We start from the raw sequence: 23,203 nt of genomic DNA, 5'->3' as shown, positions 1-23,203 counted from the left end.
TGAGGGCTGACTTCAGGCGGGACGTTGCGGCAGCAGCTTGCGGCGTTGGCGCGACAGGGCCAGCGGCGTTCCATCAGCGCCCCAGGCGATCGCCTCGTCCACCGTCCAGCCCAGGCCGAGGTCCAGCATCCTGAACTCGAAGAAGGCCCAGCCGTCCGGCGCGGTCTGGGGCGTTTGATCGGTCAGGATGTCGATGCGCAGATCGACGGTGGTCATGGCGGCTGGCGTTTTGGACGCGGTCCAGGCGGGCGGATACAGCGCGTCCAGCAGGTAGCACAGGCCGACCTCATCCAAGGGGCGGCCGTCCGCCATCCGCATCCAGGTGCGCTCGATCACCGGTTTACCCTCATTGCCGCCCAGGATGTTGGGGCCGCCGTCGAAGCGGTATTCGACGTGCTGGGCGAAGTGCGGCGACATCGGCCCGCGTATGGTGGCCTTCGGGTCCAGCCTGTCCAGCGGCGGGGGCGGCGCGTGCAACGGCGTCAGCGGTGCCGGCGCGGCGTCCAGCCCATAGGTGCCGGTGGCGTGGTGGGTCATTCGCCCGTCCTGCTCGGCCTCGACCGCGGCATACAGGACGTTGCGGCCGCCGCGCAGCAGGCGAGGGCGAAAGGCGACCTGTTCGCCGAACCTTGCCGCTGACAGATATTGGACCGACAGGGTCCGAAGGGGCGCGGTCAGCGCCAGTCCCTGTCGCATCGACTGAGCGCACAGGGCCGCCAGCAGCCCGCCGAACGGAAAGCCCTTCTCCGACGCCATGCTCGATGGGCCGTTCGAGAAATGACCCGGCACGGGCGCGGACAGACCGCCGTCGTCGAGGATCTGGAAGGTAAGGGCGGCGTCGAGGGAAATGGGCGGCGTCATTGCGCAATCCTGCGTCAGGCGAACAAGCGGCGGAAGACCTGATGAAGATCTCCCGCCGAAGTCCAAGGAACAAGGCGGCGAACCGGGAGGCTCGCACGTCCGTTGCGAAACAAGACTGACTTGGAGCGTTCGGATTTGCAACCCTTGCCAAATGCCTGACGCGGCGTCACTTTCGCGCCTATGGGACGCACCGCCGACTACAGCCGCCAAAGCTGCTCCATCGCCGCCACGCTTGAGGTAATCGGCGATCCCTGGACCCTGTTAGTCATTCGCGACGCCTTCAACGGCGTCAGCCGGTTCGAACAGTGGCAAGACAATCTGGGCGTGGCGCGCAACGTCCTGGCCGCCCGCCTCAAAAGTCTGGTCCAGCACGGCGTGCTGGAGCCGCGCCTGTATTCCGAACGCCCGCCGCGCAACGAATATGTCCTGACCGCCAAGGGCAAGGATTTGTACGGCGTTCTGGTCACCCTGCACGGTTGGGGCAACAAGCACGTCTATGGCGACGCCGACAGCGGCATCGACATGATCCACAAGACCTGCGGTCACTCCCTGAGCCCGCGCATCGCCTGCGGCTGCTGCGGCGAGATCGTCAAACCCAGAGACATGGTCCTGACCCGCGCCGAGAACCGGCCGACGGTCGGCGACGTGATGCCGAAGGAAGTGGCTTAGGCCAGTTCCTGCTGACGCTTTCTGGCAGCAAGGCTGCTAGGGTCGCGGGGTGTCACGCTCCGAACGCCTTCTTGATCTGCTGAATGTGCTGAGGCGGCATCGTCGGCCGGTGAGTGGGCAGGTGTTGGCCGAGGAGATGGGCGTCAGTCTGCGGACGCTTTACCGCGACATCGCCAGCCTGCAGGCGCAAGGGGCGACGATCGAGGGGGAGGCGGGGGTCGGCTATGTTCTGAAGCCGGGCTTCATGCTGCCGCCACTGATGTTCACGCCGGAAGAGATCGAGGCCCTGGTGCTGGGGTCACGCTGGGTGGCGGATCGCGCCGATCCGCGCATGCGCGATGCGGCGCTGGCGGCGCTGGGACGGATTTCGGCGGTGTTGCCGCCCGACCTGCGCGACGAGATGGACACGTCGGCCCTGCTGGTCGTGCCGGGAGAGCCGTTCCCGGCGGATCGGGTCGATCCGGCCTTATTAAGGAAGGCGATCCGCACCGAGCGGCGGCTGAAGCTGTGTTACCGCGACGAGGCGGGGTCGGCGTCCGAGCGTGTCGTCTGGCCGTTCGCCCTGGCCTTCTTCGATCGGGTGCGATTACTGATGGCCTGGTGCGAACTGCGCGGTGATTTCCGCAGTTTCCGCACCGATCGCATCGTCGAGGCGGAGGTAATGGAGGCGCGTTATCCAACGCGTCGACAGGCGCTGATGAAGACCTGGCGCGAGGCGCATGAAAGATCGAGATCGGGCGACGGCTGCTGACGGAAACTGGCAGCAGCGAAGGTTAGGGTTCGAAGTGTTGGAAACACAAGGGGCCGGGCTGATGAGCGAGATCGAGGATATTCTTCTGGCTGTCGCGGATCCGGAGATCAGCGCACGCTTTTATGCCAGCCTGCTGGGTTGTCGGCCGGTTATGGCGGGACCGGACCGGGCCTTGTTCAAGCTGACGTCGGGCCGGGCGCTTGGGCTGTTGCGGCGTGCCGGCGATCGGCGCGAGGTGTGCGAGGTCGACTTTCCGCTGGAGGGCGCCGAGGCGGTGGATCAGGCGCATATCGATTGGTGGGATCGCGGGGCGCGCATTCTGACGCCGCCAACGGACGCCGCGCCGATCCGTAGCTTCGTGGCGGGCGATCCGGACGGCCATCGGCTGAGGGTCTACGCCGTAGCGGCGTGAGCGCGGTCAGACCTCGGCTTCGAGGCGGTATCCGACCCCGCGCACATTGGTCAGCAGTCCGGCGGCGTCGGCGGCGTCCAGCTTGCGGCGCAGGTGGCTGACGTGGCTGTCGATCGTGCGCTCCAGAACCGCCTGATTGGGGAAGCAGGCCTGCATGATTTCACTGCGGCTGAAGACGCGCAGGGGCGTGCGGGCCATGTGGGCCAGGATGCGGAACTCTGTCAGTGTCAGGTCCAGACGGCGCTTGCCCGACGGCGTCAGGATCGCCGCCAGATAATTTTCCAACTGCACCTCCAGCGGACCGACGCGCAGAGTCTTGGCGGCCCGGCCGCCGCCGCCGCTGCGTCGCAGGATGGTCTGGATGGAGGCCGTGACCTCGGCCGGCTTGAACGGCTTGGCGATATAGTCGTCCGCCCCGATCCGCAGCGCCTGCAGCTTGTCGGCGGCCTCGTCCCGGTCGCCGACCATGATGACGGGCGTTTCGCCGCGCCGACGCAGTTCGCCCAGCACATCCCAGCCGTCGCGCACAGGCAAGTGGACGCTGAGCAGGGCGAGATCGGGCTTGAGAGACGCATGCAGGTCGGCCGCCTGCTGGCCGTCGGCGGCGACGACGGTGCGAAAGCCGTCCCGACGCAGGGCCGCGTCCAGGATTTCGACGCCCTCGGCGGCGTCATTGGCGATCAGGATCAGGCTGCTCATGGCGTCTCCGAAAGCCGCCATCGCGCCAGATCGTCGCGTCGTCCAGTAAAACCGGACGGCTGCGGTGAAGTTTCATATCGCCGTCGCAAAGCCTTCACGCAGACGAAGAAAAACCCCCTCCCGCGCGGACGGAAGGGGGCCAGTCGGTCGTTCGGGAGGAACGCTTAGTAGGAGGCGCGCAGCTCGATGCCGAAGGTGCGCGGATTGTTGAAGTTGCCGTAGTCGCCCAAGGTGTTCCGGTTCGACGGGTCGCGACGGTAGACGTAGGTCTCGTCCAGCAGGTTGCGCGACCACAGGGCCACTTCCAGCAGCGGACCGCCGTCGCGGGTCGTGATGTCGGCGATGGCGACGCGGGCGTTCACGACGAAGGACGAATCGGCCTTGATCGCGAACTGCTCGAAGCTGTGGGCCGCATCGGCGTAGTTGGCGTCGATGTGCGCCTTCAGGGTTGCGCCCATGAAAGGCGAGTTCCAGTCGGCGGCGACGCTGCCGGCGTTCTCGGGCGTGTAGGAGATGAAGACCTGCTGCACCTGGCCGTTGAACGGGTTGACCGTGTCCGGCACCTTGGCGTCCGTATAGGCGTAAGAAGCCGACAGGGTCAGGTTGTCGGTCGCCCGGAACTGACCTTCCAACTCCACGCCGCGGATTTTCGTGGTGCCCGGGGCGTTGATCGTTTCCAGCGTGTTGCGGGTCGAGGCGCCCTGGACAGTGACTAGGCTGAAGTCGATCTGGCTGTCGGTGCGGTCCATGGCGTAGACGGCCGCATTGAAGCGGACGCGGCGGTCGAACAGGTCGCTCTTCAGGCCGATTTCGTAGGCCTTGACCTCTTCGGGATCGAACGAGCGATAGGTCAGCGAGCGCGAGGAGGCGCCGCCGGCGCGGTAGCCGGTCGAATACTTTCCGTAAACGTTGATGTTGTTGCTGACGTCATAGGCCAGGGTGACCAGCGGGTCGAAGCGATCGACCTTGGAGTTGAAGGTCAGGTTGGTGGCGGCGTTGTTGACGACCTCCAGCTTGCCGTCCTTGTCGTCCCAGGTGTAGCGGCCGCCGACCGTCAGGTGCAAGGCGTCCATGCTGGCCGGGGTCCAGGTCGCCTGTCCGTAGATGGCCTTGGATTCCGAATGGGCGGTCGATTTGCGGTCCAGCGAGCGGAAGCCGCGGATCGTCGGGGTGGGGTCCAGGATGGTGTAGCCCGTGCCGTCGGCGTTCCACTGGTTCGTCGAGGGCGTGGCGGCGTCGTCGGACACCGTTTCCTTGAAGTAGAAGACGCCGCCAACGTAGTCGATGCTGTCGCCCAGCGAACCGACGGCCTGCAGTTCCTGGCTGAGCTGATGCTGCCAGAAGCCGGCCAGCGAATAGCGGCTGAAGCGGCCGTTCGGGCCGACGACCGGCGGACGGTGGGCGCCGGCGATGTTATCGTACTGTTCGACGTCCAGATCGCGGTAGGCCGTGATCGAGCGGATTTCCAGCGAGTCGGTCGGGCGATACGACAGGTGCAGGTCCATGCCGCGCGTATCGTCGACGCTGAACTGCTGAGGCACGCCGATGTCGGCCTGCGTCATGCGCTTGGAGCCTTCGACCTGGACCAGGGGCGACAGGCCGCGAATGCTGCCCGACGGAACTGTCGCCGAGGTGAACGGCACGACGGTCAGGCCGTTCGGGTTGAAGTTCAGCAGCTGGCTGTAGAACGGCGTGTTCTTGTCCTTGCTGATGTCCGCCGCCAGGGTGGCGGTGAAGTTTTCGGCGGGCGTCCAGAGCGTCTGGAAGCGAAGGCCGCGACGGTCATATTCGCCAAAGCCCGTCTGTCCCGGCAGGATGTTCTCGGTCACCGGACCCTGGACCGAAATGATGCCGTCGACCTTGAAGGCGAAGTCGCCGAGGGCGGGGAAATCGACGTGCAGTTCGGAGTTGTAGGACTCCAGATTGCCGACGCCGGCGATGGCGCGCATGCCGAACACGCCCGTGGGCTTCTTGGTCACCAGCGACAGGGCGCCGCCTTCGGTGTTGCGGCCGAACAGGGTGCCTTGCGGACCCTTCAGGACTTCGACGCGCTCGATGTCGAGCAGGGCGGCGGCGAGGCCGTGCTGGCGGGCCAGATAGACACCGTCGATGTAGACGCCGACGCCTTGCTCGCGAGCCGGCTGGTTGGCGTCGTTTGGCACGATGCCGCGGATGCCGATGGTCAGGGCGGACTGACGGGCCTCGAAGGTGGCGATGCGCAGGCTGGGGACGCTGCCGTCGGCCAGGTCCATCAGGCTCTGCACGTGGCGATCGGCCAGGGCTTCGGCGTTGACGACCGAGATCGAGATCGGCGTGTCTTGCAGGTTGGTTTCGCGCTTGGTGGCGGTCACGACGATGTCGTCAAGACCGGCCGGCTCGGCGCTGGCGGCCGTCGGCGCGGTCTGGACCGGAGCGGTCTGGGCGAAGGCGGAAACGGGCGCGGCGAGAAGGGCGGTCCCCAGCAGCAGCTGAAGACGCAGTTTGGTTTGACGATGCATTTTTATCCCCTGCTTAGTCGGGGCGGGGATTACGCCGTCATTGCGATGCGCAGTTTACAGCCGTGCAACAGGCCGGTGCATCTTTGATGTCCGAGGTTGAGAGAAACCTGCAACCAAGATCCACTCCGCCTCCACATCGCCTCCACATTTGGGTCGGGGCTAGACGACGACCGCCGTCGTGTCGCGGATGAAGCCGCCGCCCAGGACGCGTTCGGTGTCCGTCGGGTCATACAGGGCGCAGGCCTGGCCCGGCGCGACGCCTTCCTCGCCATTGTCAAAGACGATGCGGATATCGCCGTCGATCAGGGCGAGGCGGGCTGGCGAGGGCTGGCGGGTCGAGCGGACACGGGCCAGGACCGGGATGTTGGCCTCGGCCGCCTCAGTGATGGTCGCCTCGTCACCGAGCCAGTTGGTTTCTTCCAGCGTCAGACTGGCCGTCAGCAGGGCTTCACGCGGGCCGACGATGACGCGACGGGTATCAGGCTCCAGCCGTGTCACGAACAGGGGCTCGCCCACGGCGACATTCAGACCGCGGCGCTGGCCGATCGTGTAGTCCGTGATGCCCGCGTGCCGGCCCAGCACCCGACCGTCCATATGCACGATCTCGCCGGCCTCACGCCCTTGCGGACGCAAGCGGTCGATCAGGGTGCGATAGTCCCCGGAAGGCACGAAACAGATGTCTTGGCTATCCGGCTTGGCGGCGATCTTCAGACCCATTTCGGCGGCGACGCCGCGCACCTGGGGCTTTTCCAGATCGGCCAGGGGGAAGCGCAGATAGTCGAGCTGGTCCTGCGTCGTGGCGAACAGGAAGTAGGACTGGTCGCGCGAATGGTCGATGGCCTTACGCATCTGCGAGCGGTTGCCGGCGACCGCGCGGCGGACGTAGTGACCCGTCGCCATCGCCTCGGCGCCCAGATCGCGGGCGACGTCCAGCAGGTCGCGGAACTTAACGGTCTGATTGCAGCGGATGCAGGGGACGGGCGTCTGGCCCTTCAGATAGCTGTCGGCGAACTGGTCGATCACCGCGTCCTTGAACCGGCTCTCATAGTCCAGGACATAGTGCGGAATGCCGATCATGTCGGCGGCCAGACGCGCGTCGTGAATGTCCTGACCCGCGCAGCAGGCGCCCTTCTTCTTTAACGCCGCGCCGTGGTCGTACAGCTGCAGCGTCACGCCGACGACGTCATAGCCGGCCTTGTGCAGCAGGGCCGCGACGACGGTGGAATCCACACCGCCCGACATGGCTGCCACCACGCGCGCGCCGACCGGCAGGCCGACCGCCGCCCGCGCGCTCTCGACCGCCGCATCCATGTCGGTGCGGGCGATGTCGGGAACGGGGCAGAAATCTTCGACCAAGCTCATCGCGGCCATTTAGTGCGGAACCAGTGCGATTTCGAGGCCCGCAAAAGAAAAGGGCCGCACCCGTCGCCGGATGCGGCCCTTAACGTCTTCGGGGAAACCCTCAGGAGCGGTAGCTCTGGATCCGCGTCGTGCGCAGGCCCTGCATGCCCCATTTGTCGATGGCCTTCTGCCAGGCCAGGAACTCTTCGGCCGTCAGGCGATATTTCGCCAAAGCGTCGTCGAGGCTGAGCAGGCCGCCGCGAACGGCGGCGACGACCTCGGCCTTGCGCCGGATCACCCACCGGTCCGTGTTGGACGGCGGCAGGTCGTTGAGGGTCAGGGGCGTGCCAGTCGGTCCGACCACGTATTGTTCGCCTTTGCTATTAAGGCGTCGCTCTTGCAACATGGGCTTATGCCTCTTTCACCAACACCGTAGTGTCATGAAGGTAGGCGTCCCCGACTAAGGTCCGTTTAAGGGTCGTGGTGAAGGAACGGATAACTTCCGCCCCTCCCTGAACGACTCTGTAAACCTTGCTTGCGCGACGATTCATCGAGACTAACGCTTACTTACTCGCCGATCAGCGTTTGATGTTGATCAGCTCGGCCAGCATTTCATCGGCCGTGGTGATGATTTTGGACGAGGCGGAATAGGCGCGCTGGGTGGTGATCAGGCCGGTGAACTCGGCCGACAGATCGACGGTCGAGGACTCCAACTGCTTGGCCGCGATCTCGCCCGCGCCGCCCGTTCCCGCCGCCTTCAGGTTAAAGGTGCCGGACTGAAGGCTGACGGCGTAGGCGTTGCCGGACACTTCACGCAGGCTGTCGGGGCTGGGGAAGGTGGCGACCGCGACCTGGGCGATGCGACGCATGACGCCATTGTCGAAGATGGCGGTGACGAAGCCGCCTTCATCGATCTTGATCTCGCTCAGATTGCCGAACGCCGTGCCGTTGGTGACCGTCGACTGGACGACCGAGGCGGTGTTCAGTTGGCTGAGGCCGCCGGCCGAGGTGTTGAGGTCCAGCGTGACGGCTTGGGCGGCGATGCCCAGACCGTCGGCCCAGGCGACCTCGCCGGCCGGCATGGTCAGGTTGGCGGGGTCGGACTTGCCGAAGTTCAGCGTCGCCATGGTGGGGTCGTCGAACAGACCCGTACCCGCCGGCCAGGCCTTCATCGTGTCGACATCCAGGCGACCCGACGGGGTAAAGGCGATCTTGCCGGTCTTGATCTGGCCGTTGGCGTAGGGTGCGCCCGCGATCACGTCGCTGGCCGGCACGGACACGATCTCCGCGTACCAGATGTTCGGTTCGTCGCTCTTCAGGAAGCGAAGTTCCAGGTTGCGCTGGCCGCCCTTGGAGTCCGAAACCGGGATGTTCATCTTGAAGTCGGGCTTCACGCCGACAGGGTTGTCGTCGTCGGCGTTGTACATCGCCATCGAGTTGACCGATGGGTCGTACTTCGTCTTGGCGACGTTTTCGTTGCCCAGGCCGACGTCCGAAAGGTTGAGCGTATAGGCGGGGCCGCTGGCCGGCGTGAACTGGATCTGGGTCGGCGGCGTGCCTATCGCGGTCGCCGAGCCGGCGTTCGCGCCGTTGATCGTCAGCCCGGTGATGGCGCCGGTGGTCGGGTCGAAGGTCGCCGAGGCGTCGACCTTCTGCGAACCGGACTTGATCACCAGATCGTGGCTGTTGGCGCCGGTGCGGGTGTAGCGGACCGACACGTCGTGGGTCACGGCCGGCGTCGCCGTATCGGACACGCCCTTGTAGGACTGGGCGCTGGCCGCGGAGGACGATTCCTGGCTCGAACGCAGGTTGGCGTTGATCTGGACGCGAGTGGTCGGTTCGGCGGTGCCGCCGACCGAGCCGATGTTGATCGAGCGCAGGCGCGACAGGTCCGACGGATCGGTCGAGATCTCGCCGTTGGAATCGACGGGCCAGCCTTGCAGATACAGGCCGGCGCTATTCTTCAGATAGCCCTGTTTGTCGACGGTGAAGGCGCCGGCGCGGGTGAACAGGCGGGTGTCGGTCGCGCCGACGTTCTCGGCCTGCGTCGTCGTGACGAAGAAGCCCTGACCGTTGACGGCGAGGTCGGTGCTGGAGGTCGTGCGCTGAAGCTGACCTTCCTGGCTAACATAGGAGCGGGTGTTGGTGGTGACGCCGCCGGCCGAGTAGCTGCCGCCCGATGCGGTCTGGCTGTTGACCAGGGTCTGGAACTCGCTGGCCGTGCGCTTGTAGCCGACGGTATTCACGTTGGCGATGTTCTGGGAGATCGCCGCCAGGGCGGCGGAGTTGGCGGCCAGGCCGGACACGCCGGCCAGCATTGCACTGTTGAGGCTCATGGAAGAACGCTCCTTAAATAGAGGTCATCGGGAAGGCGGCGGATCGCATCATGCGGCCGCCTCCTCGGTGGGGACGTTCGGATTCTCCGTATCGTCGGTATCGTTGGCCGCCTGGGCCTTGATCTCGTTCAGCGAGATCACGGTCGAAAGCGGAAGGATGGAGTCGCCGATCACCAGATACGGCGCGCCGTTGTACATCTCGACGCCGGTGACCCGACCCTGGATCAGGGCTTGGGCGTCAACCTTGGCCCCTGCAGCGTCGGTAGCGGCGACCTTCAGCGTATAGACGCCGCCGTCCTCTGCCGTGCCGCCGTCCTTCAGTTTGCCGTCCCAGGAGAAGGCGTGCAGGCCGGACTTCTTGTCCGGCGCGGCGCCTTCCCAGACCACGACGCCCTTGCTGTCGACGACCTGCAAGGTGGCCTTGTCCGCGTCGGCGCCCAGCTCGTAGGCCCAGGTGGCCTTGCCGTCGTTGAACTCGGTGGCGGTCCAGGCGGCGGTGACGCTCTTGCCGATGTAGTTGGCGGCGTTGTCCAAGCCGCCGCCGGCCTGGGCGGCCAGCAGGCTGGTCAGCAGGTCGTTGGTCAGCAGTTGCTGCTCCACGCCGGCCATCTGGGTTAGCTGGGCCGTGAACTGGTTGGAGTCCAGCGGCGACAGCGGATCCTGGTTCTTCATCTGCGTGGTCAGCAGGGTCAGGAAGGTCTCGAAGTTCGAGGCCAGGGCCTTTGTGCCGCCGGTGACCCGGCCGGCTGCTGCGCTTGTGGTGACGGCGTCGACCATGGGGTCAGACCTTCAGATCGACGCGGTCAGGCGTCAGGGAATGATTGATCCAGGCGCCGGGCGCCGGGACGATGGGCATGTCGGCCTGGGCCGCAAGGCGAGAGCCGCCGGCGAACAGGGCGTTGCGCTGCTGCTGGCGCTCGAAGGCGCCGCCGCCCGCGGACGGATCACGTTGCGAGAAGTCGAGCGCATCGCCTGCGACCTGGAAGCCGGCCTCCTGAAGCTGGCGACGCAGTTCGTCGGCGCGACCCTTCAGATCGGCGGCGGCGGCGGGATTGTCGAAGGCCAGGCGAGCGGACAGCTGGCCGTCCTTGCCGATCTCAAGGCTGACATCGACGCGGCCCAGATCTTCGGGCGTCAGCACCATATCGAACCGGGTCGAACGGCCTTCGAGCTTGCGGGCCATCTGCGCAGCGAGTTGGGCGGTGGTCTCGACGGTGGCGCGTGACAGAGTGGACAGGCCCTGAGCATGGCTGGACACGGCGGCCTGTTGCGCAGGCTGCGCATCGAGCGGCGCGGGGCTTGCGGTCGTGGCTTCGGGCGACGCTGAATCCGACGTGGCGACGCCGGCAATGGCGGACTCGGCTGCCTTGGCGGAAGAGAGCGTCGGCTTGGCGGCGACTTCGATTGCGGTGCCGGAAGGGGTGGCGTCTTCGGTCGTCGCGGCTCGAACCGCAGGAACGGCGGTGTCGCCCGTTCGGTCCGTCACCGCATGGAGGTTACCGCGCAAGGGCGTGGCGGGTTGAATCGCGGTCGGCGACGACTTCGGCGTATCGGACGGAGCCGCTGCCTCTGCCAGCTTATCGGGCGTGTCGGCCGTTTCGGCTGTCACAGACGACGCCGCTTCGGTTCTCGCAGCGACGACGTCGGCGGGGACAATGATCGACGGCTTGGGCATCGTCGATGTGACGGCGATCTGGACTTGGGCGGTCGGGATCTGAGCGGCTGCAAGGGATTGAATGATAGGCGGGGGAGCGGCCGGCTCGTCGGTATTGGCGACAGCGGTCTGGATCGTGCTGGCCGCAGCGTCGGACGTGGCAGGCGCCGGCGTCGCTGCGTCGGTCGGACGAGGCGCTGCGTCGCCCTTGACCGTAAAGGCCGGCTTGGGCGCGACTGTCGGCTTCGGACCGTCGGCCGTCGTCTGCTGCGCCGCTGTGACCGGGGCCTCGGCGGCCTCGACTTCAGCCGGCTTCATCACGACGGGAGAAGAGGTCGACGCTTCGGTCGTCAGGATTTCGGAGAGTTCCGAAAAGACTGCTTGTGCGGTCGCGGCCGTCAGGGCGGTTTTCGCTTCAAGGTCCTGGTCGGCAGGCGCCGACGCTGTCTTGGTCGCCGCATCAGTTGCAGAGCGGGGAGCCGTGGAGACCGTCGTCGTCAACGCCTCGGGCGCAGCGAAAGCGACTGACACAACACTCTTGGGAGCTTGCGGATCGACAGGGATTTCCGCCGCGTCCTCGTAAGCGGCGGGCGAGCTTGCGACGTCGAGCGATTGGGCGACCGGAACGGCCGGCGTCGCTTGCGCGGGTGTAAACGGCGTTGCGGCGACGAGGCCAGGGGTATCGTCGTCATTCGCGGCCGTGTCCGTGCCGATCTGCTGTTCGTCAGACAAGACGAGCTGCGTTTTGGAGTCTGCGCTCTCCCCCGAGATCGTAGGGATGGTGTCGGTCGTCGCGGTCGGCGTGTCGGCGTCCAACTCGGCCGTCATCGGCTGGGCCATGATGACGCCCAGCGACCGAGCGCCCGTCAGACGGCCAGGCGTCATCCGTTCGACCGGCGCGCCGTGAACGCCCGCGTTCAGCGCGTCGGCGATCTTGCTGAAGAAAAGACCCGCATCGACGGCCTCTGCGCCCGAGGCGGCAGCCGACGGTCCGGTCGAAACCGGAGCGGCAGGCGCGAGCAGAGCGGAAGCGGTGGACATGGAAGCGCGGCGGCTTTCTTGAGGAGCGACGACGGCGCCTGCTGCGCCCAAGAGTTCGCCGCCCTCGACGCAAGGGTCGGGCCAAGAAAATAGGCCAGCAAAAACAAGGAAAAGTGTAGCCTCGGGGGCTGCGGGTCTGACGGGCGGCGGTCGTTATTGCCGCGCTCTCGCCACTTTTTGCCCGGCTTCGCGGCAGCGCTGATCCGTGACACGCGGGATGCCTGCATCCGATTGGCCCGACCTTTGCGCGTCCTTCCCATCATGACGGCCGCCCGATCAACGATCCTGTGGAAAAACAACGCTTTGTGCGAGTGGGCCTGGCGCGTGGCTGGGCAAGAACTGCGCGTCGCGATGCAGCGGTTGCCGGGTAGGGCGGGGGAGACGCGTCAATGTCGCTGAACTCGATCATGAACATTGCGACGTCGGGGCTGAAGACCGCCCAGTCGCAGTTGCGTGTCACCGCCGACAATATCGCCAACGTCGATACGCCCGGATACATCCGCAAAGTCGCCGATCAGTCGGCCGCCGTCACCAATGGCTATGGTTCGGGTGTCGACGTCACGCGGGTGCGTCTGGCGACAGACCGTTTCCTGCAGGCCGCCAGCCTTAGCGCCGGGGCGGACGCCGCGCGCCAGACCGTGCGCTATGAACTGTACGACCAGATCCAGAACCAGTTCGGCGATCCCAGCAGCGACAGCAACTTCTTCGCCCAGGTCGACAAGCTGTTCGCCACCTATGCGACACTGGCCGAAAGCCCGACGTCCTCGGCCGGGCGTCAGGACACGATCTACAAGACCCAGGCGATCTTCAATCAGGCCGCCGGCATCGCGTCCCAAATCCAATCGGCGCGTCAGGAGGCGGACGGCCGGCTGCTGAGCGCGGTCGAGACGGTCAATCCGCTGCTGGAACAGATCGCCAAGCTGAACAAGACCATCGCCGCCGGAACGGTGACGAACGAGGACGTGACGGGCGCCCAGAACGCGCAACTCGGCCTGATCAACGAACTGTCCAAATATATGGATGTGAAGGTGGAGGCCCGCTCCAACGGCGGCGTGACGCTGCGCACCAACACAGGCACGACCCTGGTGGGCGAGGGGGCGGCGACGCTGTCGTACCAGGCGGCCGGCACCGTGGACGCCATGACGGCCTTCTCCGACATCATGATCACCGAACCCAGCGGCACGCGCTGGCCGCTGCTGGACGGCGTGTCGTCCGGTCAGATCCGGGGTCTGGTCGAGATGCGCGATGTCGATGCGCCTGCCGCCGCCGCGCGCCTGGGTGAGTTGACGGCCAAACTTGCGGACGAACTGAACCGCGCCCATAACGCCAATAGCAGCGTTCCTGCGCCGACCACCCTGACGGGGCGCAACGTTGGACAGTCGCTCGAGAACGCCCTGACCGGCTTCACCGGCACGACCACCATCTCGGCGGTCAATGCGTCGGGCGTGGTCCAGGCCTCGGCGCAGATCGTCTTTTCCGGCGGGACGATGACGATCAACGGGGCCGCCGCCGATCCGACCACCTTCCTCAGCGTGCTGAACGCCCAACTGGGCGGCACGGCGACGGCGAGCTTCTCGGATGGCCAACTGCGCCTGGACGGGGCGGCCGGAAACGGCGTGGCCATCGCCGACGATGCGACATCGCTCAGCACGAAGGGCGGGCGCGGATTTTCGCACTGGTTCGGCCTGAACGACCTGGTCACTACGACCACGCCGACCTTCTACGAGACGGGCCTGACCCTGACGTCTCAGCATGGGTTCGATCCGGGCGAGAGCCTGACCTTGCGCTTCGCCGTCCCATCGGGCGCGCGCCTTCGCGACATCACCGTGTCCGTGCCCGCCGGGACCGGAACGATGGGCGAGATGCTGGGCGCGCTGAACGATCCCATCACCGGCGTCGGTCGCTATGGCGCCTTCAGCCTGGATGCGGTGGGCAAGCTGTCCTTCAAGGCCTACGACCCGTCGGCGACGTCGATGAACGTCGTGAAGGACAATACGACCCAGGATCCGTCCGGCGTTTCAATGTCGCAACTGTTCGGCCTGGGCGCGACCGGATCGACGCGGGCGGGCGCCTATACGGTGCGCAGCGATATTCAGCAGGACCCCGGCAAGCTGGCCCTGGCGCAACTAAACCTGTCGGCCGCGGCGGGGACGCCGGCGCTGAGCAAGAACGATGGGCGCGGCGGCCTGGCGCTGGGGGATGTGGGCAAGAAGAACGTCGCCTTCGCCGCAGCCGGCGGCAATGCCGGCGGGACCAAGACCCTGTCGTCCTATGCGGCGGACTTCGCCGGCGAGATCGGCGGCAAGGCCTCGGCCGCCAAGACCCGCAGCGAAACGGCAAGCGCCCTGGCCAAGGAGGCGGACAGTCGCCGCACCTCGGCCGAAGGCGTGAACATGGACGGAGAACTGGTCAATATGACCACGTTCCAGCAAGCCTATAACGCCTCTGCGCGCCTGATCCAGGCGAGCAAGGACATGTACGACGTACTGATCGGAATCCTGCAATGACGCGCGTCGCGACCCACGGGAACTACCAGTCGGCCTTGCTCAGCCTGATGAACGCGCAGGGCCGCGCGCAGCAGGCGCAGGAGCGGATCGACAGCGAGAAGATCGCCACCGATATGTCTGGCTATGGTCGAGGGGCCGAACAGCTGACCAGCCTGACATCGACACAGGCGCGGCTGGAGGGCTTCATCTCCACTGGCGAGGCCGTGAAGGCGCGGCTGAGCGCCCAGGATCTGGCCATGAGCCGCATCTACGAAGGCGGTAATGCGGCGCGCGAGGCCATTGCAAACAGCCTGGCGGCCGGGCGGATCGACAATCTGATGGTCGAGCTCGGTCTGAACTATCAGACGGTGCAGGGTGGACTGAATGCGGAACACCAGGGCTCGTACCTGTTTGCGGGGGGGCAAAGCGACATCGCGCCCGCCACAGCCGCGACCATGGCCGATTTGACCGCGGCGCCGTCCACCGCTGCGACCTTCGCCAACGACACCTTGAAGCAGAAGTCGCGCATCGACGAGAAGACCACGGTCGAGACCGGGTTTCTGGCCAGCGAGATCGGCGGGCCGCTGACCGAGGTGTTCCGCAATATTCAGGCCTTCCAGAACGGCACGGCGGTCACCGTTGGCGGCGTGACCTATACGCCAGCCGGCGCGGGCACGCTGACGGGACAGCCCGACGCCAACGTCACCGCGTTTTTGAAGGCGCAGATGGGCGAACTGGACAAGGCGAATGCGGGCCTGACGAACCAGACGGCCAAGAACGGTCTGATCCAGAACCACGTCGAGACGGCGCTGGACGCCCAGGAAAACCAGAAGACCGCCCTGCAGAAGATGATGCAGGATAAGTCCGGCTATGATCCGGCACGGGCGATCACCGATCTGCAGATGGCGCAGGTGGCGATCGAGGCTTCGGCCCAGATCATCAACTCGCTGAAAAGCACGTCGCTGCTTAATCTGCTGCGTTAAGTCGTCGTTTCAAAAAAGAAAACGGCAACGCTGGACCAAACATCGTTCTGGAACGTATCATGAACAATGGCCCGTCTTGATCTGTGTCGAAAACTTTCCGTTCTGGCTGACGCCGCCAAATATGACGCCTCGTGTTCGTCGTCCGGAACGTCGAAACGAAACTCTGTCGGCGGCAAGGGGATTGGCTCGACCGAGGGCATGGGTATCTGCCACGCCTATACCCCGGACGGTCGATGCATCAGTCTGCTCAAGATCCTGCTGACCAACTTCTGCATCTACGATTGCGCCTATTGCATCAATCGCGTCTCGTCGAATGTGGAGCGCGCGCGGTTCGATGTCGACGAGGTGGTCGACCTGACGCTCAACTTCTACAAGCGCAACTATATCGAGGGCCTGTTTCTGTCGTCGGGCATCATTCGATCCGGCGATTATACGATGGAGCAACTGGTCCTGGTGGCCAAGACGCTGCGGGAAGTCCACGATTTCCGTGGCTATATTCATCTGAAACTGATCCCGGAGGCGGATCCGAAGCTGGTGGAGATGGCGGGGCTGTACGCCGACCGCCTGTCAGCGAATATCGAACTTCCGCGCGACGAGGCGCTGGCGCGACTGGCGCCGCAAAAGGATGTTGGGGTCATCAAGAAGGCGATGAGCCAGGTGCGTCTTGGCGTCGAGGCGGCCAGGCCGACCAAACGTGAAAAGATCAAACCGCCGAAGTTCGCGCCGGGCGGCCAGAGCACGCAGCTGATCATCGGCGCCGACGGCGCGCCGGATACGGAAATCCTGGATCGCAGCGCCTCGCTCTACGGCGGTTACGGTCTGCGCCGCGTCTACTATTCGGCGTTCAGCCCGATCCCGGATTCCAGTTCGATCTTGCCGCTGTCCAAGCCGCCGCTGATGCGCGAGCACCGGCTGTATCAGGCCGATTGGCTGATGCGGTTCTACGGCTTCTCCACGCCGGAGATCGGCGAGGGGGCATCGAACGGCATGCTTGATCTGGCGGTTGATCCCAAACTGGCCTGGGCGCTGAACAAGCGCGAGCAGTTTCCCGTCGATGTGAACCGTGCGCCGCGCGAGATGCTGCTTCGGGTGCCCGGGTTGGGCGTGAAGGCGGTGGACCGGATCATCGCGGTGCGCCGGTATCGGACCCTGCGGTTGGAGGATGTCGGACGGCTGACGCGATCGGTGGCTAAGATCCGCCCCTTCATTACGACGCTGGACTGGACGCCAGGCGGACTGACGGATGCGGCGGACCTGAAGGCGCGCGTGACCAGCCGCACGCCCGAGCAATTGAGCCTGTTCTGATGGCGGTGGCGACGCTGGACGGTGAGACCGACTTCGACGGCTGGCGGAAAGCGGCGCGCGCGTTTCGATTGGCGGGTGTGGAGCCCGCGGCGGCGCGGTTCGTCGTGGCGGGGGCGGTGGAACAGGGCGGGCTGTTCGATCAGCCGATTGCCGAAGCGGCGTCGCCGACGCCGGATGAGGGCAGAGCTTTCAACGTGCCGAAAGAGTTCGTGGACCTGGCCCAGAACCTGATCCTGCATCGATCCGCCGACCGTTTCGATCTGATGTATCGGCTTCTGTGGCGACTGAAGGATGAGCCGGACCTGATCAAGGTAATTTCGGACCAGGACGTCGCCGACGCGCTGGAGCGGGTCAAGAACGTCAGCCGCGCCTCGCACAAGATGAAGGCCTTCGTTCGCTTTCGCAAGGTGCATGACGATCTGGGCGAAGCCTGGGTGGCGTGGTTCGAGCCGCCGCATCGGGTACTGGAAAAGACTGCGCCCTTCTTTCAACGGCGGTTCACGACCATGCGCTGGTCGATCCTGACGCCGGATGGTTCGGCCTTCTGGGATGGCGAAATCCTGCGGTTCGGGCCGCCGGCGACCCGCGACATGGCGCCGGCCGAAGACGAGATCGAGGATTTCTGGAAGACCTACTACGCCTCGACCTTCAATCCTGCGCGGTTGAAGGTGAAAACGATGCAGGGCGAGATGGCCAAGTCCTATTGGAAGAACCTGCCGGAAGCCGCCTTGATCCCGGAACTGGTCGCGGCTTCGTCGGTTCGAACCGAGACCATGGTCGCAACGCCGTCGCCTCAGCCTAATCCGCGTTTCGCGCGCGCCGTCGCGCCAGATCTGCATCTGGCGCGCCCCGACGCCGAGGCCGTGCCCGAAAACCTCGACGATGTCGCGGTCGGCGTTCAGGCGTGTCGCCGTTGCCCGCTTTACCGCGACGCGACGCAGGGCGTGTGCGGGGAGGGGCCGAAGTCGGCGCGTCTGATGATCGTCGGCGAACAGCCGGGCGATCAGGAGGATCTGGCGGGCCGCGCCTTTATCGGGCCGGCGGGACAGGTGCTGAACGCAGCCCTGGCCGAGGCCGGCATTGATCGATCCGACGTCTATGTCACCAATGCTGTCAAACACTTCAAACACGAGCCGCGCGGCAAGCGTCGCCTGCACAAGACGCCGAACGCGGGCGAGGTCCAGGCTTGTCGCTGGTGGCTGGACTCGGAACGAAGGCTGATCAAGCCGCAAGTCGTGCTGGCCCTTGGGGCGACGGCAGGTCTGGCGTTGCTGGGTCGAAAGCCGGCCGTGATGCAGGAACGCGGCGCGCCGATCGACCTGAGCGATGGATCGACCGCCGTACTGACAGTCCACCCCTCCTATTTGTTGCGGCTTCCGGACGAGGCGGCCAAGTCCGAGGCGAGACGATTGTTCATTGAGGATCTGGCGGCGGTGCAACGTCGTATGAGGTGACGCGAGAACGAATCCCGTTCGGCCGCGTTTGGCATCAGCGCCAGCGTGACCGTTGGACGTTTCATCGGGGGAGGCGATCTCGACACGGTCGATCGACAAACATCCGCGCGAATGTCATCGCGCGTTGACATCGAATGCCGGCTTGACCATTAGCGCGGCAGGGATTTCGGCTGTCTGTTCAGAGGGTCAGGGGAAAATCGCGATGTCAGACCGGTCTTCAGGGGCGCGATGAACACGGCTGCATATGAAATCGTCGATAGTGATGGCGAGGCCCGTCTGCGCCTGACCGGCGACTGGACGACCACGGCGCTGGGTCGTCTGCCGACGGAGCTGAGCCGCGATCTGGAAGGCCGCGATATCGCCAGCATCGACACCTCCGATCTCGGTCGCTTCGATACCGCCGGCGCGCTGGCTCTGGTGCAGGCTTCAAGCGGCCGCCTGGCCAAGAGCCAGTGGAAGGAACGGCCCGAGGCCGGCCGTATCTATCACATGATCGAACTGCTGGAGCGCCAGAGCGCCCCTGCGCCGAAACGCCCCAGCGCCTTCGTGCGCACCTTCGCCAAGATCGGCCGTGGCGTTTACGATTTCGGCGGCGAGGCCATGTTGTCGCTGGCCTTTCTGGGTCGGCTGATGGCCGCCGTGGTGGAAGCCGCCAAACATCCCGGCGGCATCCGTTGGCCGGCCTGGGTCAGTCAGGCCGAGCGCGCCGGGCTGGACGCCATTCCGATCGTCATGATCACCAACTTCTTCATCGGCGCCGTCATCGCTTTCATCGGCGTGGATTTGCTGACCGACTTCGGCGCTCAGGTGTTCGCCGTTCAACTGATCGGCGTCGCCATGTTCCGCGAGTTCGCTGTGGTGATCGCCTCGGTCCTTCTGGCGGGACGTTCGGCCTCGGCCTTCGCGGCCGAGATCGGGTCGATGCGGATGAACCAAGAGGTCGACGCCATGCAGGTCATGGGCGTCAATCCGTTCCAGGCCCTGGTGATCCCGCGCGTCGCGTCGCTGGTGCTGATGCTGCCGCTGCTGACCTTCATGGGCATGATCGGCGGCCTAGTCGGCGGTCTGGTCGTGTGCTGGAGCTCGCTGAATCTCGGTCCGTCCTTCTTCTTCCAGCGGCTCGTCGAGGACGGCACCATGGCCCAGCATCTGATGGTCGGTCTGGTGAAGGCGCCGGTCTTCGCCCTGGTGATCGCCGCCATCGGTTGCCGTCAGGGCATGTCGGTCGCCGGCGACGTCGAAAGCCTGGGCCGGCGCGTGACGGCCGCCGTGGTTCAGGCCATCTTCGCCATCATCTTCCTGGACGCCGTGTTCGCCCTGGTGTTCCTGGAGCTGAACATATGACCGAAGCACCAGAAAACCTGATCGAGGTGCGCGGCCTGTTGAGCCAGTTCGGCGAGCGCACCATCCACGAGAACCTCGACCTCGACTTGGTGCGCGGCGAAGTCCTGGGCGTCGTCGGCGGATCAGGCGCGGGCAAGACCGTGCTGCTGAACACCATCATCGGCTTGAAGGAGCCGGAAGGTGGGTCGGTGAAGGTGCTGGGCTACGACCGGGCGAACCTGACCAAGGCCGAGGCGGCCGACATCGAGAAGCGCACCGGTATTCTGTTTCAGCAGGGCGCGCTGTTCTCGTCGCTGAGCGTCCTTGAGAACGTGGCTTCGCCTCTGGTCGAACACACCAAACTGCCGAAATCGGTCATCTATGAACTGGCCGAGCTGAAGATCGCCATGGTTGGTCTGAAGCCCGAGCACCACCATCTCAAGCCGGCGGAACTGTCGGGCGGAATGAAGAAACGGGCCGGCCTTGCGCGTGCGCTGGCGCTGGACCCCGAGCTGGTGTTCCTTGATGAGCCGACGGCGGGTCTGGACCCCATCGGCGCGGCCGCGTTCGACGATCTGATCCGGCAACTGGCGGACGACCTCGGTCTGTCCGTCTTCATGATCACCCACGACCTCGATACGCTCTATGCCATCTGTGACAAGGTGGCGGTGCTGGCGGACAAGCGGGTCGTGGAAAAGGCCACGGTGCAGGAGCTGGAAGGCTCCGACCATCCGTGGATCAAAGAATATTTCCTGGGGCCGCGCGGACGCGCAGCCACCAAGTCTGCCGCCTGAGGAGAGCGGATCATGGAAAGAGACGCACATTACGCCGCCGTCGGCATCGCCACCGTCGCCCTTCTGGCGGCCCTGGCGGTGTTCACCATCTGGCTGGCCCGGCTGCAGTTCAACAGCGACTATGACATGTACGACATCGTCTTCTATGGGCCGGTGAACGGCCTGTCGGAAGGTGGCGAGGTGCATTTCAACGGCATCCGCGTCGGCGAGGTCACTGACCTGAACATCGACACCAAGCGCGGCGACCAAGTCATCGCCCGTGTCCGCGTTGACGGCACGACGCCGGTGCGCGTCACCTCGCGCGCGCAGCTGGAGCCGCAAGGCATCACCGGCTTGAACTACATCCAGATCACTGCCGGTTCGCCCAACAGCGCCCTGCTGAAAGAGCAGTATCCTGACAATGTCGTGCCCGTGCTGCAAAGCCAGCCGTCGCCGATCGCCGAGCTCTTGAGCGGTTCGGGCACGGTGCTGGCCCAGACCGTGGATGCGCTGAACCGGATCAACCGCGTCATGTCCGACGACAATATCCGCAGCTTCTCCACCAGCGTGAAGAACGTCGAGGCGCTGACGACGGAACTGGAAGCCCGCAAGGCCATCTTCCAGCAACTGGAAGAGGCCGTGACCAACGCCAACGCCGCGGTGAAGGAATATCAGGCCCTGGCCGTCGACACGCGTCAGATCATCAATACGGACGGTCGCCAAGCCATCGCCAATATCAACTCGGCGACGGCGGAGGCGCGCACGGCGATCGCCTCGGCCAACCGTTCGATCACGGGTCTGGAACGTCCGCTGGGTGACTTTGCGACGACCAGCCTGCCGCAACTGACCGGCACGATCGAAGAACTGCAGGACGCCACCCGGTCACTGCAATCCCTGATCGACGATGTCCGCGCCAGCCCGCGCGACTTCATCGGTCGTCCCAAATCCAAAGAGCTGGAGGTGCAGCCGTGATCCTTCGTCCTGTCCTTCGACTGGCGGCGTCCGCCGCTGTGCTGACCGCACTGAGCGGATGCGCCCTGCTGTCCTCGCCGGACCCGGTGCAGAACTATCGGTTCGGCCTGCCGATGGCCGCGCCGTCGGCGGTGGGCGACACGCCTGCGCCTCTAACGGTCTCGATCCGCCGCATCGAGTTTCCGCAGGCGACCGGCGACGACAAGATCCTCGGCGTCACGGGTCTAGAGACGGCCTATATCGGCGGCGCACGCTGGGTGTCGCCGGCCTCGACCCTGTTCGACGACAGCCTGAAGGCGGCCTTCGCCAACCGCGGCGACCGCATTCGCGTGCTGGGTCGCCGCGAGCCGGGGACGCCGCCGCTGATCCTGCAGGTAACGGTCACGACGTTCGAGGCGCGATACGCCGCGCCGGGCGCTGTGCCGGATGTCGTCGTGACCGCACGGGCGCAGCTGCGCTCCACCCCGGAACGGCGCGCTGGCGGCGGGACCATTCGTCCCGAGGAAGGCCGCTCGGTCGAGCGGGTGTTCACCGTGACCCAGCCTGCCGGCGACAACCGCGTGTCCGCCATCGTTGCAGCCTTCGACACGGCGACGCGCGACATCAATACCCAGATCGCGGACTGGACGATCGCCTCCGCGAACTGACGCGATCGAACGCATGATGCCGCGACGGCGGCGGTGCGGGACGTAGGCTTGCGTATGCGCTAGGGTGCGCTGCGAATCTGCTCCCGGAGTTGTCATGAGTTTTTCCGCCACCGACGCGGCCTTCGAAGGCTTCCGGGTCGTTCGCCGGCATCCGATCGTCGCGGTCGCCTGGGGCCTGGTCTATCTGGCCGTCTATGTCGCCATGTTCGGCCTGGGCGCAGACAAGTGGGCCAGTCTGATGGCGGCCGGCGAAGCGCTGGAACAGTCAGCCAACCCGTCGATGGCGGAGTTTCAGGCCCTAGGCCAGACCTATGCCGGAGCCCTGATCTGGGCCGCGCCCATCGGCCTGTTGGTCGGCGCGGTGCTGAGCGCGGCGGTGGCGCGCTCCGTCTTGCGGCCGGACGAGTCGTCGTGGGGCTATCTGCGCCTCGGTATGGATGAGGTCCGTGTTCTGGCGGTCAGTCTGATCGTCAGCTTGGCTGTCGGCTTGGCGTCGGGCGTCGGCATGATGGTGGTCGGCGCGGCCATCGGTTTCGGCGCGGCGTCGGGTCAGGCGCTGCTGATTTTGGCCGGCGTGCTGCTGATCTTCGCCGTCTTTGCGCTGATCGTCTGGCTGGCGATCAAGTTGAGTCTCGCGGTGCCGATGACGATCGATCGCCGCAAGATCACCATCGTGGAATCGTTCGCCGCCACCAAGGGGCATTTCTGGTCGCTGCTGGGCATGGCCGTGATCGCCATCATCATGTCCCTGATCGTCAGCATCCTGGGCATGATCATCGGCGCAGCCGCAGACCTCGCCACCGGCGGCATCCAGACGCTGGCGCGCTTCGACGGCGAGGGACTGGGTCAGATCCTGATGCAGGCCTGGCCTGCGATCCTGGTGTCGTCGATCGTCAACGCCTTCCTGGCCGCGCTGCAACTCGCGGTCCTGTATGCCCCGTTTGCAGCGGCCTGGAATGGGCTGCGAGGCGGTCAGCCGACGGACGTCTTTTCCTGAC

20 protein-coding genes are annotated in these 23,203 nt (G+C 65.5%); 12 read left to right on the top strand and 8 right to left on the bottom strand.

Annotated features, from left to right (window positions below; genetic code table 11):
- Positions 1-12 precede the first annotated feature (12 nt).
- Positions 13-861, bottom strand: coding sequence for a thioesterase family protein (locus ABIC32_RS00550; protein WP_066552004.1), 849 nt, complete (start codon positions 859-861; stop codon positions 13-15).
- A 180-nt stretch (positions 862-1,041) separates the two neighbouring features.
- Between ABIC32_RS00550 and ABIC32_RS00545 the strand changes: the two genes are divergently transcribed.
- From ABIC32_RS00545 to ABIC32_RS00535, 3 genes are all read left to right on the top strand, one after another.
- Positions 1,042-1,530, top strand: a complete 489-nt coding sequence (locus ABIC32_RS00545; protein ID WP_066552002.1) for a winged helix-turn-helix transcriptional regulator — start codon at positions 1,042-1,044, stop codon at positions 1,528-1,530.
- A gap of 49 nt (positions 1,531-1,579) precedes the next feature.
- Complete coding sequence (locus ABIC32_RS00540; protein ID WP_354071614.1) at positions 1,580-2,281, top strand: helix-turn-helix transcriptional regulator; 702 nt, start codon at positions 1,580-1,582, stop codon at positions 2,279-2,281.
- Positions 2,282-2,342: 61 nt separating this feature from the next.
- A complete protein-coding gene (locus tag ABIC32_RS00535; protein ID WP_354071612.1) occupies positions 2,343-2,693 on the top strand; it encodes a VOC family protein in 351 nt (116 codons plus the stop codon).
- 6 nt (positions 2,694-2,699) lie between these two features.
- On the opposite strand, the gene ABIC32_RS00530 is transcribed toward ABIC32_RS00535, so the two are convergent.
- From ABIC32_RS00530 to ABIC32_RS00500, 7 genes are all read right to left on the bottom strand, one after another.
- Positions 2,700-3,392, bottom strand: a complete 693-nt coding sequence (locus ABIC32_RS00530; RefSeq protein ID WP_354071610.1) for a response regulator — start codon at positions 3,390-3,392, stop codon at positions 2,700-2,702.
- A 164-nt stretch (positions 3,393-3,556) separates the two neighbouring features.
- Positions 3,557-5,890, bottom strand: coding sequence for a TonB-dependent receptor (locus tag ABIC32_RS00525; protein WP_354071608.1), 2,334 nt, complete (start codon positions 5,888-5,890; stop codon positions 3,557-3,559).
- Between the two features lie 159 nt (positions 5,891-6,049).
- Complete coding sequence (gene mnmA / locus ABIC32_RS00520) at positions 6,050-7,252, bottom strand: tRNA 2-thiouridine(34) synthase MnmA (RefSeq protein WP_502909299.1); 1,203 nt, start codon at positions 7,250-7,252, stop codon at positions 6,050-6,052.
- A gap of 100 nt (positions 7,253-7,352) precedes the next feature.
- A complete protein-coding gene (sciP, locus tag ABIC32_RS00515; RefSeq protein ID WP_026108337.1) occupies positions 7,353-7,637 on the bottom strand; it encodes a CtrA inhibitor SciP in 285 nt (94 codons plus the stop codon).
- A gap of 172 nt (positions 7,638-7,809) precedes the next feature.
- Complete coding sequence (gene flgE / locus ABIC32_RS00510; protein WP_354071604.1) at positions 7,810-9,567, bottom strand: flagellar hook protein FlgE; 1,758 nt, start codon at positions 9,565-9,567, stop codon at positions 7,810-7,812.
- A 48-nt stretch (positions 9,568-9,615) separates the two neighbouring features.
- The gene (locus ABIC32_RS00505) at positions 9,616-10,344 is read right to left on the bottom strand and encodes a flagellar hook assembly protein FlgD (protein WP_354071602.1); all 729 of its coding nucleotides are present in this window, start codon (positions 10,342-10,344) and stop codon (positions 9,616-9,618) included.
- Positions 10,345-10,348: 4 nt separating this feature from the next.
- On the bottom strand, positions 10,349-12,262 hold the full coding sequence (locus ABIC32_RS00500) for a flagellar hook-length control protein FliK (RefSeq protein WP_354071600.1): 1,914 nt from the start codon (positions 12,260-12,262) through the stop codon (positions 10,349-10,351).
- Positions 12,263-12,669: 407 nt separating this feature from the next.
- Between ABIC32_RS00500 and flgK the strand changes: the two genes are divergently transcribed.
- From flgK to ABIC32_RS00455, 9 genes are all read left to right on the top strand, one after another.
- On the top strand, positions 12,670-14,769 hold the full coding sequence (flgK, locus tag ABIC32_RS00495) for a flagellar hook-associated protein FlgK (RefSeq protein WP_354071598.1): 2,100 nt from the start codon (positions 12,670-12,672) through the stop codon (positions 14,767-14,769).
- Entirely contained in the window at positions 14,766-15,731 is a 966-nt protein-coding gene (locus ABIC32_RS00490) for a flagellin (RefSeq protein ID WP_017504599.1), read from the top strand. Before flgK ends, ABIC32_RS00490 begins: the two co-directional genes overlap by 4 nt.
- Before the next feature lie 66 nt (positions 15,732-15,797).
- Positions 15,798-17,036 (top strand): putative DNA modification/repair radical SAM protein, encoded by a 1,239-nt coding sequence (locus ABIC32_RS00485; protein ID WP_354071596.1) that lies wholly within the window; start codon positions 15,798-15,800, stop codon positions 17,034-17,036.
- Positions 17,036-18,490: a UdgX family uracil-DNA binding protein gene (locus ABIC32_RS00480; protein ID WP_354071594.1), complete on the top strand. Its 1,455-nt coding sequence runs from the start codon at positions 17,036-17,038 to the stop codon at positions 18,488-18,490. The genes ABIC32_RS00485 and ABIC32_RS00480 overlap by 1 nt, the downstream gene beginning before the upstream one ends.
- Before the next feature lie 228 nt (positions 18,491-18,718).
- A complete protein-coding gene (locus ABIC32_RS00475) occupies positions 18,719-19,834 on the top strand; it encodes an MlaE family ABC transporter permease (protein WP_354071592.1) in 1,116 nt (371 codons plus the stop codon).
- Positions 19,831-20,607: an ABC transporter ATP-binding protein gene (locus ABIC32_RS00470; protein WP_039246447.1), complete on the top strand. Its 777-nt coding sequence runs from the start codon at positions 19,831-19,833 to the stop codon at positions 20,605-20,607. Before ABIC32_RS00475 ends, ABIC32_RS00470 begins: the two co-directional genes overlap by 4 nt.
- Before the next feature lie 12 nt (positions 20,608-20,619).
- Positions 20,620-21,558 (top strand): MlaD family protein, encoded by a 939-nt coding sequence (locus tag ABIC32_RS00465; protein WP_039246448.1) that lies wholly within the window; start codon positions 20,620-20,622, stop codon positions 21,556-21,558.
- Positions 21,555-22,205 carry an ABC-type transport auxiliary lipoprotein family protein gene (locus ABIC32_RS00460; protein WP_354071589.1) on the top strand — a complete coding sequence of 217 codons (651 nt, stop codon included), beginning with the start codon at positions 21,555-21,557 and terminating at the stop codon, positions 22,203-22,205. The genes ABIC32_RS00465 and ABIC32_RS00460 overlap by 4 nt, the downstream gene beginning before the upstream one ends.
- Positions 22,206-22,299: 94 nt before the next feature.
- Positions 22,300-23,202 (top strand): hypothetical protein, encoded by a 903-nt coding sequence (locus ABIC32_RS00455; protein ID WP_354071587.1) that lies wholly within the window; start codon positions 22,300-22,302, stop codon positions 23,200-23,202.
- Position 23,203 lies beyond the last annotated feature (1 nt).

The sequence above is a fragment of the Brevundimonas sp. 1080 genome (assembly GCF_040545985.1).
GTDB lineage: Bacteria > Pseudomonadota > Alphaproteobacteria > Caulobacterales > Caulobacteraceae > Brevundimonas.
Note: the sequence above shows the minus strand (reverse complement) of the source record. Positions and strands in the feature narration are given on the sequence as shown.

Excerpts from the sequence above, each read along its gene's own strand:
- ABIC32_RS00485 (WP_354071596.1), top strand. The coding sequence starts at position 15,798 with ATGGCCCGTCTTGATCTGTGTCGAAAACTTTCCGTTCTGGCTGACGCC.
- ABIC32_RS00490 (WP_017504599.1), top strand. The coding sequence starts at position 14,766 with ATGACGCGCGTCGCGACCCACGGGAACTACCAGTCGGCCTTGCTCAGC.
- ABIC32_RS00505 (WP_354071602.1), bottom strand. The coding sequence starts at position 10,344 with ATGGTCGACGCCGTCACCACAAGCGCAGCAGCCGGCCGGGTCACCGGC.
- ABIC32_RS00530 (WP_354071610.1), bottom strand. The coding sequence starts at position 3,392 with ATGAGCAGCCTGATCCTGATCGCCAATGACGCCGCCGAGGGCGTCGAA.
- ABIC32_RS00470 (WP_039246447.1), top strand. The coding sequence starts at position 19,831 with ATGACCGAAGCACCAGAAAACCTGATCGAGGTGCGCGGCCTGTTGAGC.
- ABIC32_RS00475 (WP_354071592.1), top strand. The coding sequence starts at position 18,719 with ATGAACACGGCTGCATATGAAATCGTCGATAGTGATGGCGAGGCCCGT.
- ABIC32_RS00480 (WP_354071594.1), top strand. The coding sequence starts at position 17,036 with ATGGCGGTGGCGACGCTGGACGGTGAGACCGACTTCGACGGCTGGCGG.
- flgE (WP_354071604.1), bottom strand. The coding sequence starts at position 9,567 with ATGAGCCTCAACAGTGCAATGCTGGCCGGCGTGTCCGGCCTGGCCGCC.
- ABIC32_RS00535 (WP_354071612.1), top strand. The coding sequence starts at position 2,343 with ATGAGCGAGATCGAGGATATTCTTCTGGCTGTCGCGGATCCGGAGATC.
- ABIC32_RS00525 (WP_354071608.1), bottom strand. The coding sequence starts at position 5,890 with ATGCATCGTCAAACCAAACTGCGTCTTCAGCTGCTGCTGGGGACCGCC.
- mnmA (WP_502909299.1), bottom strand. The coding sequence starts at position 7,252 with ATGAGCTTGGTCGAAGATTTCTGCCCCGTTCCCGACATCGCCCGCACC.
- ABIC32_RS00500 (WP_354071600.1), bottom strand. The coding sequence starts at position 12,262 with ATGTCCACCGCTTCCGCTCTGCTCGCGCCTGCCGCTCCGGTTTCGACC.
- ABIC32_RS00455 (WP_354071587.1), top strand. The coding sequence starts at position 22,300 with ATGAGTTTTTCCGCCACCGACGCGGCCTTCGAAGGCTTCCGGGTCGTT.
- flgK (WP_354071598.1), top strand. The coding sequence starts at position 12,670 with ATGAACATTGCGACGTCGGGGCTGAAGACCGCCCAGTCGCAGTTGCGT.
- ABIC32_RS00550 (WP_066552004.1), bottom strand. The coding sequence starts at position 861 with ATGACGCCGCCCATTTCCCTCGACGCCGCCCTTACCTTCCAGATCCTC.
- sciP (WP_026108337.1), bottom strand. The coding sequence starts at position 7,637 with ATGTTGCAAGAGCGACGCCTTAATAGCAAAGGCGAACAATACGTGGTC.
- ABIC32_RS00545 (WP_066552002.1), top strand. The coding sequence starts at position 1,042 with ATGGGACGCACCGCCGACTACAGCCGCCAAAGCTGCTCCATCGCCGCC.
- ABIC32_RS00465 (WP_039246448.1), top strand. The coding sequence starts at position 20,620 with ATGGAAAGAGACGCACATTACGCCGCCGTCGGCATCGCCACCGTCGCC.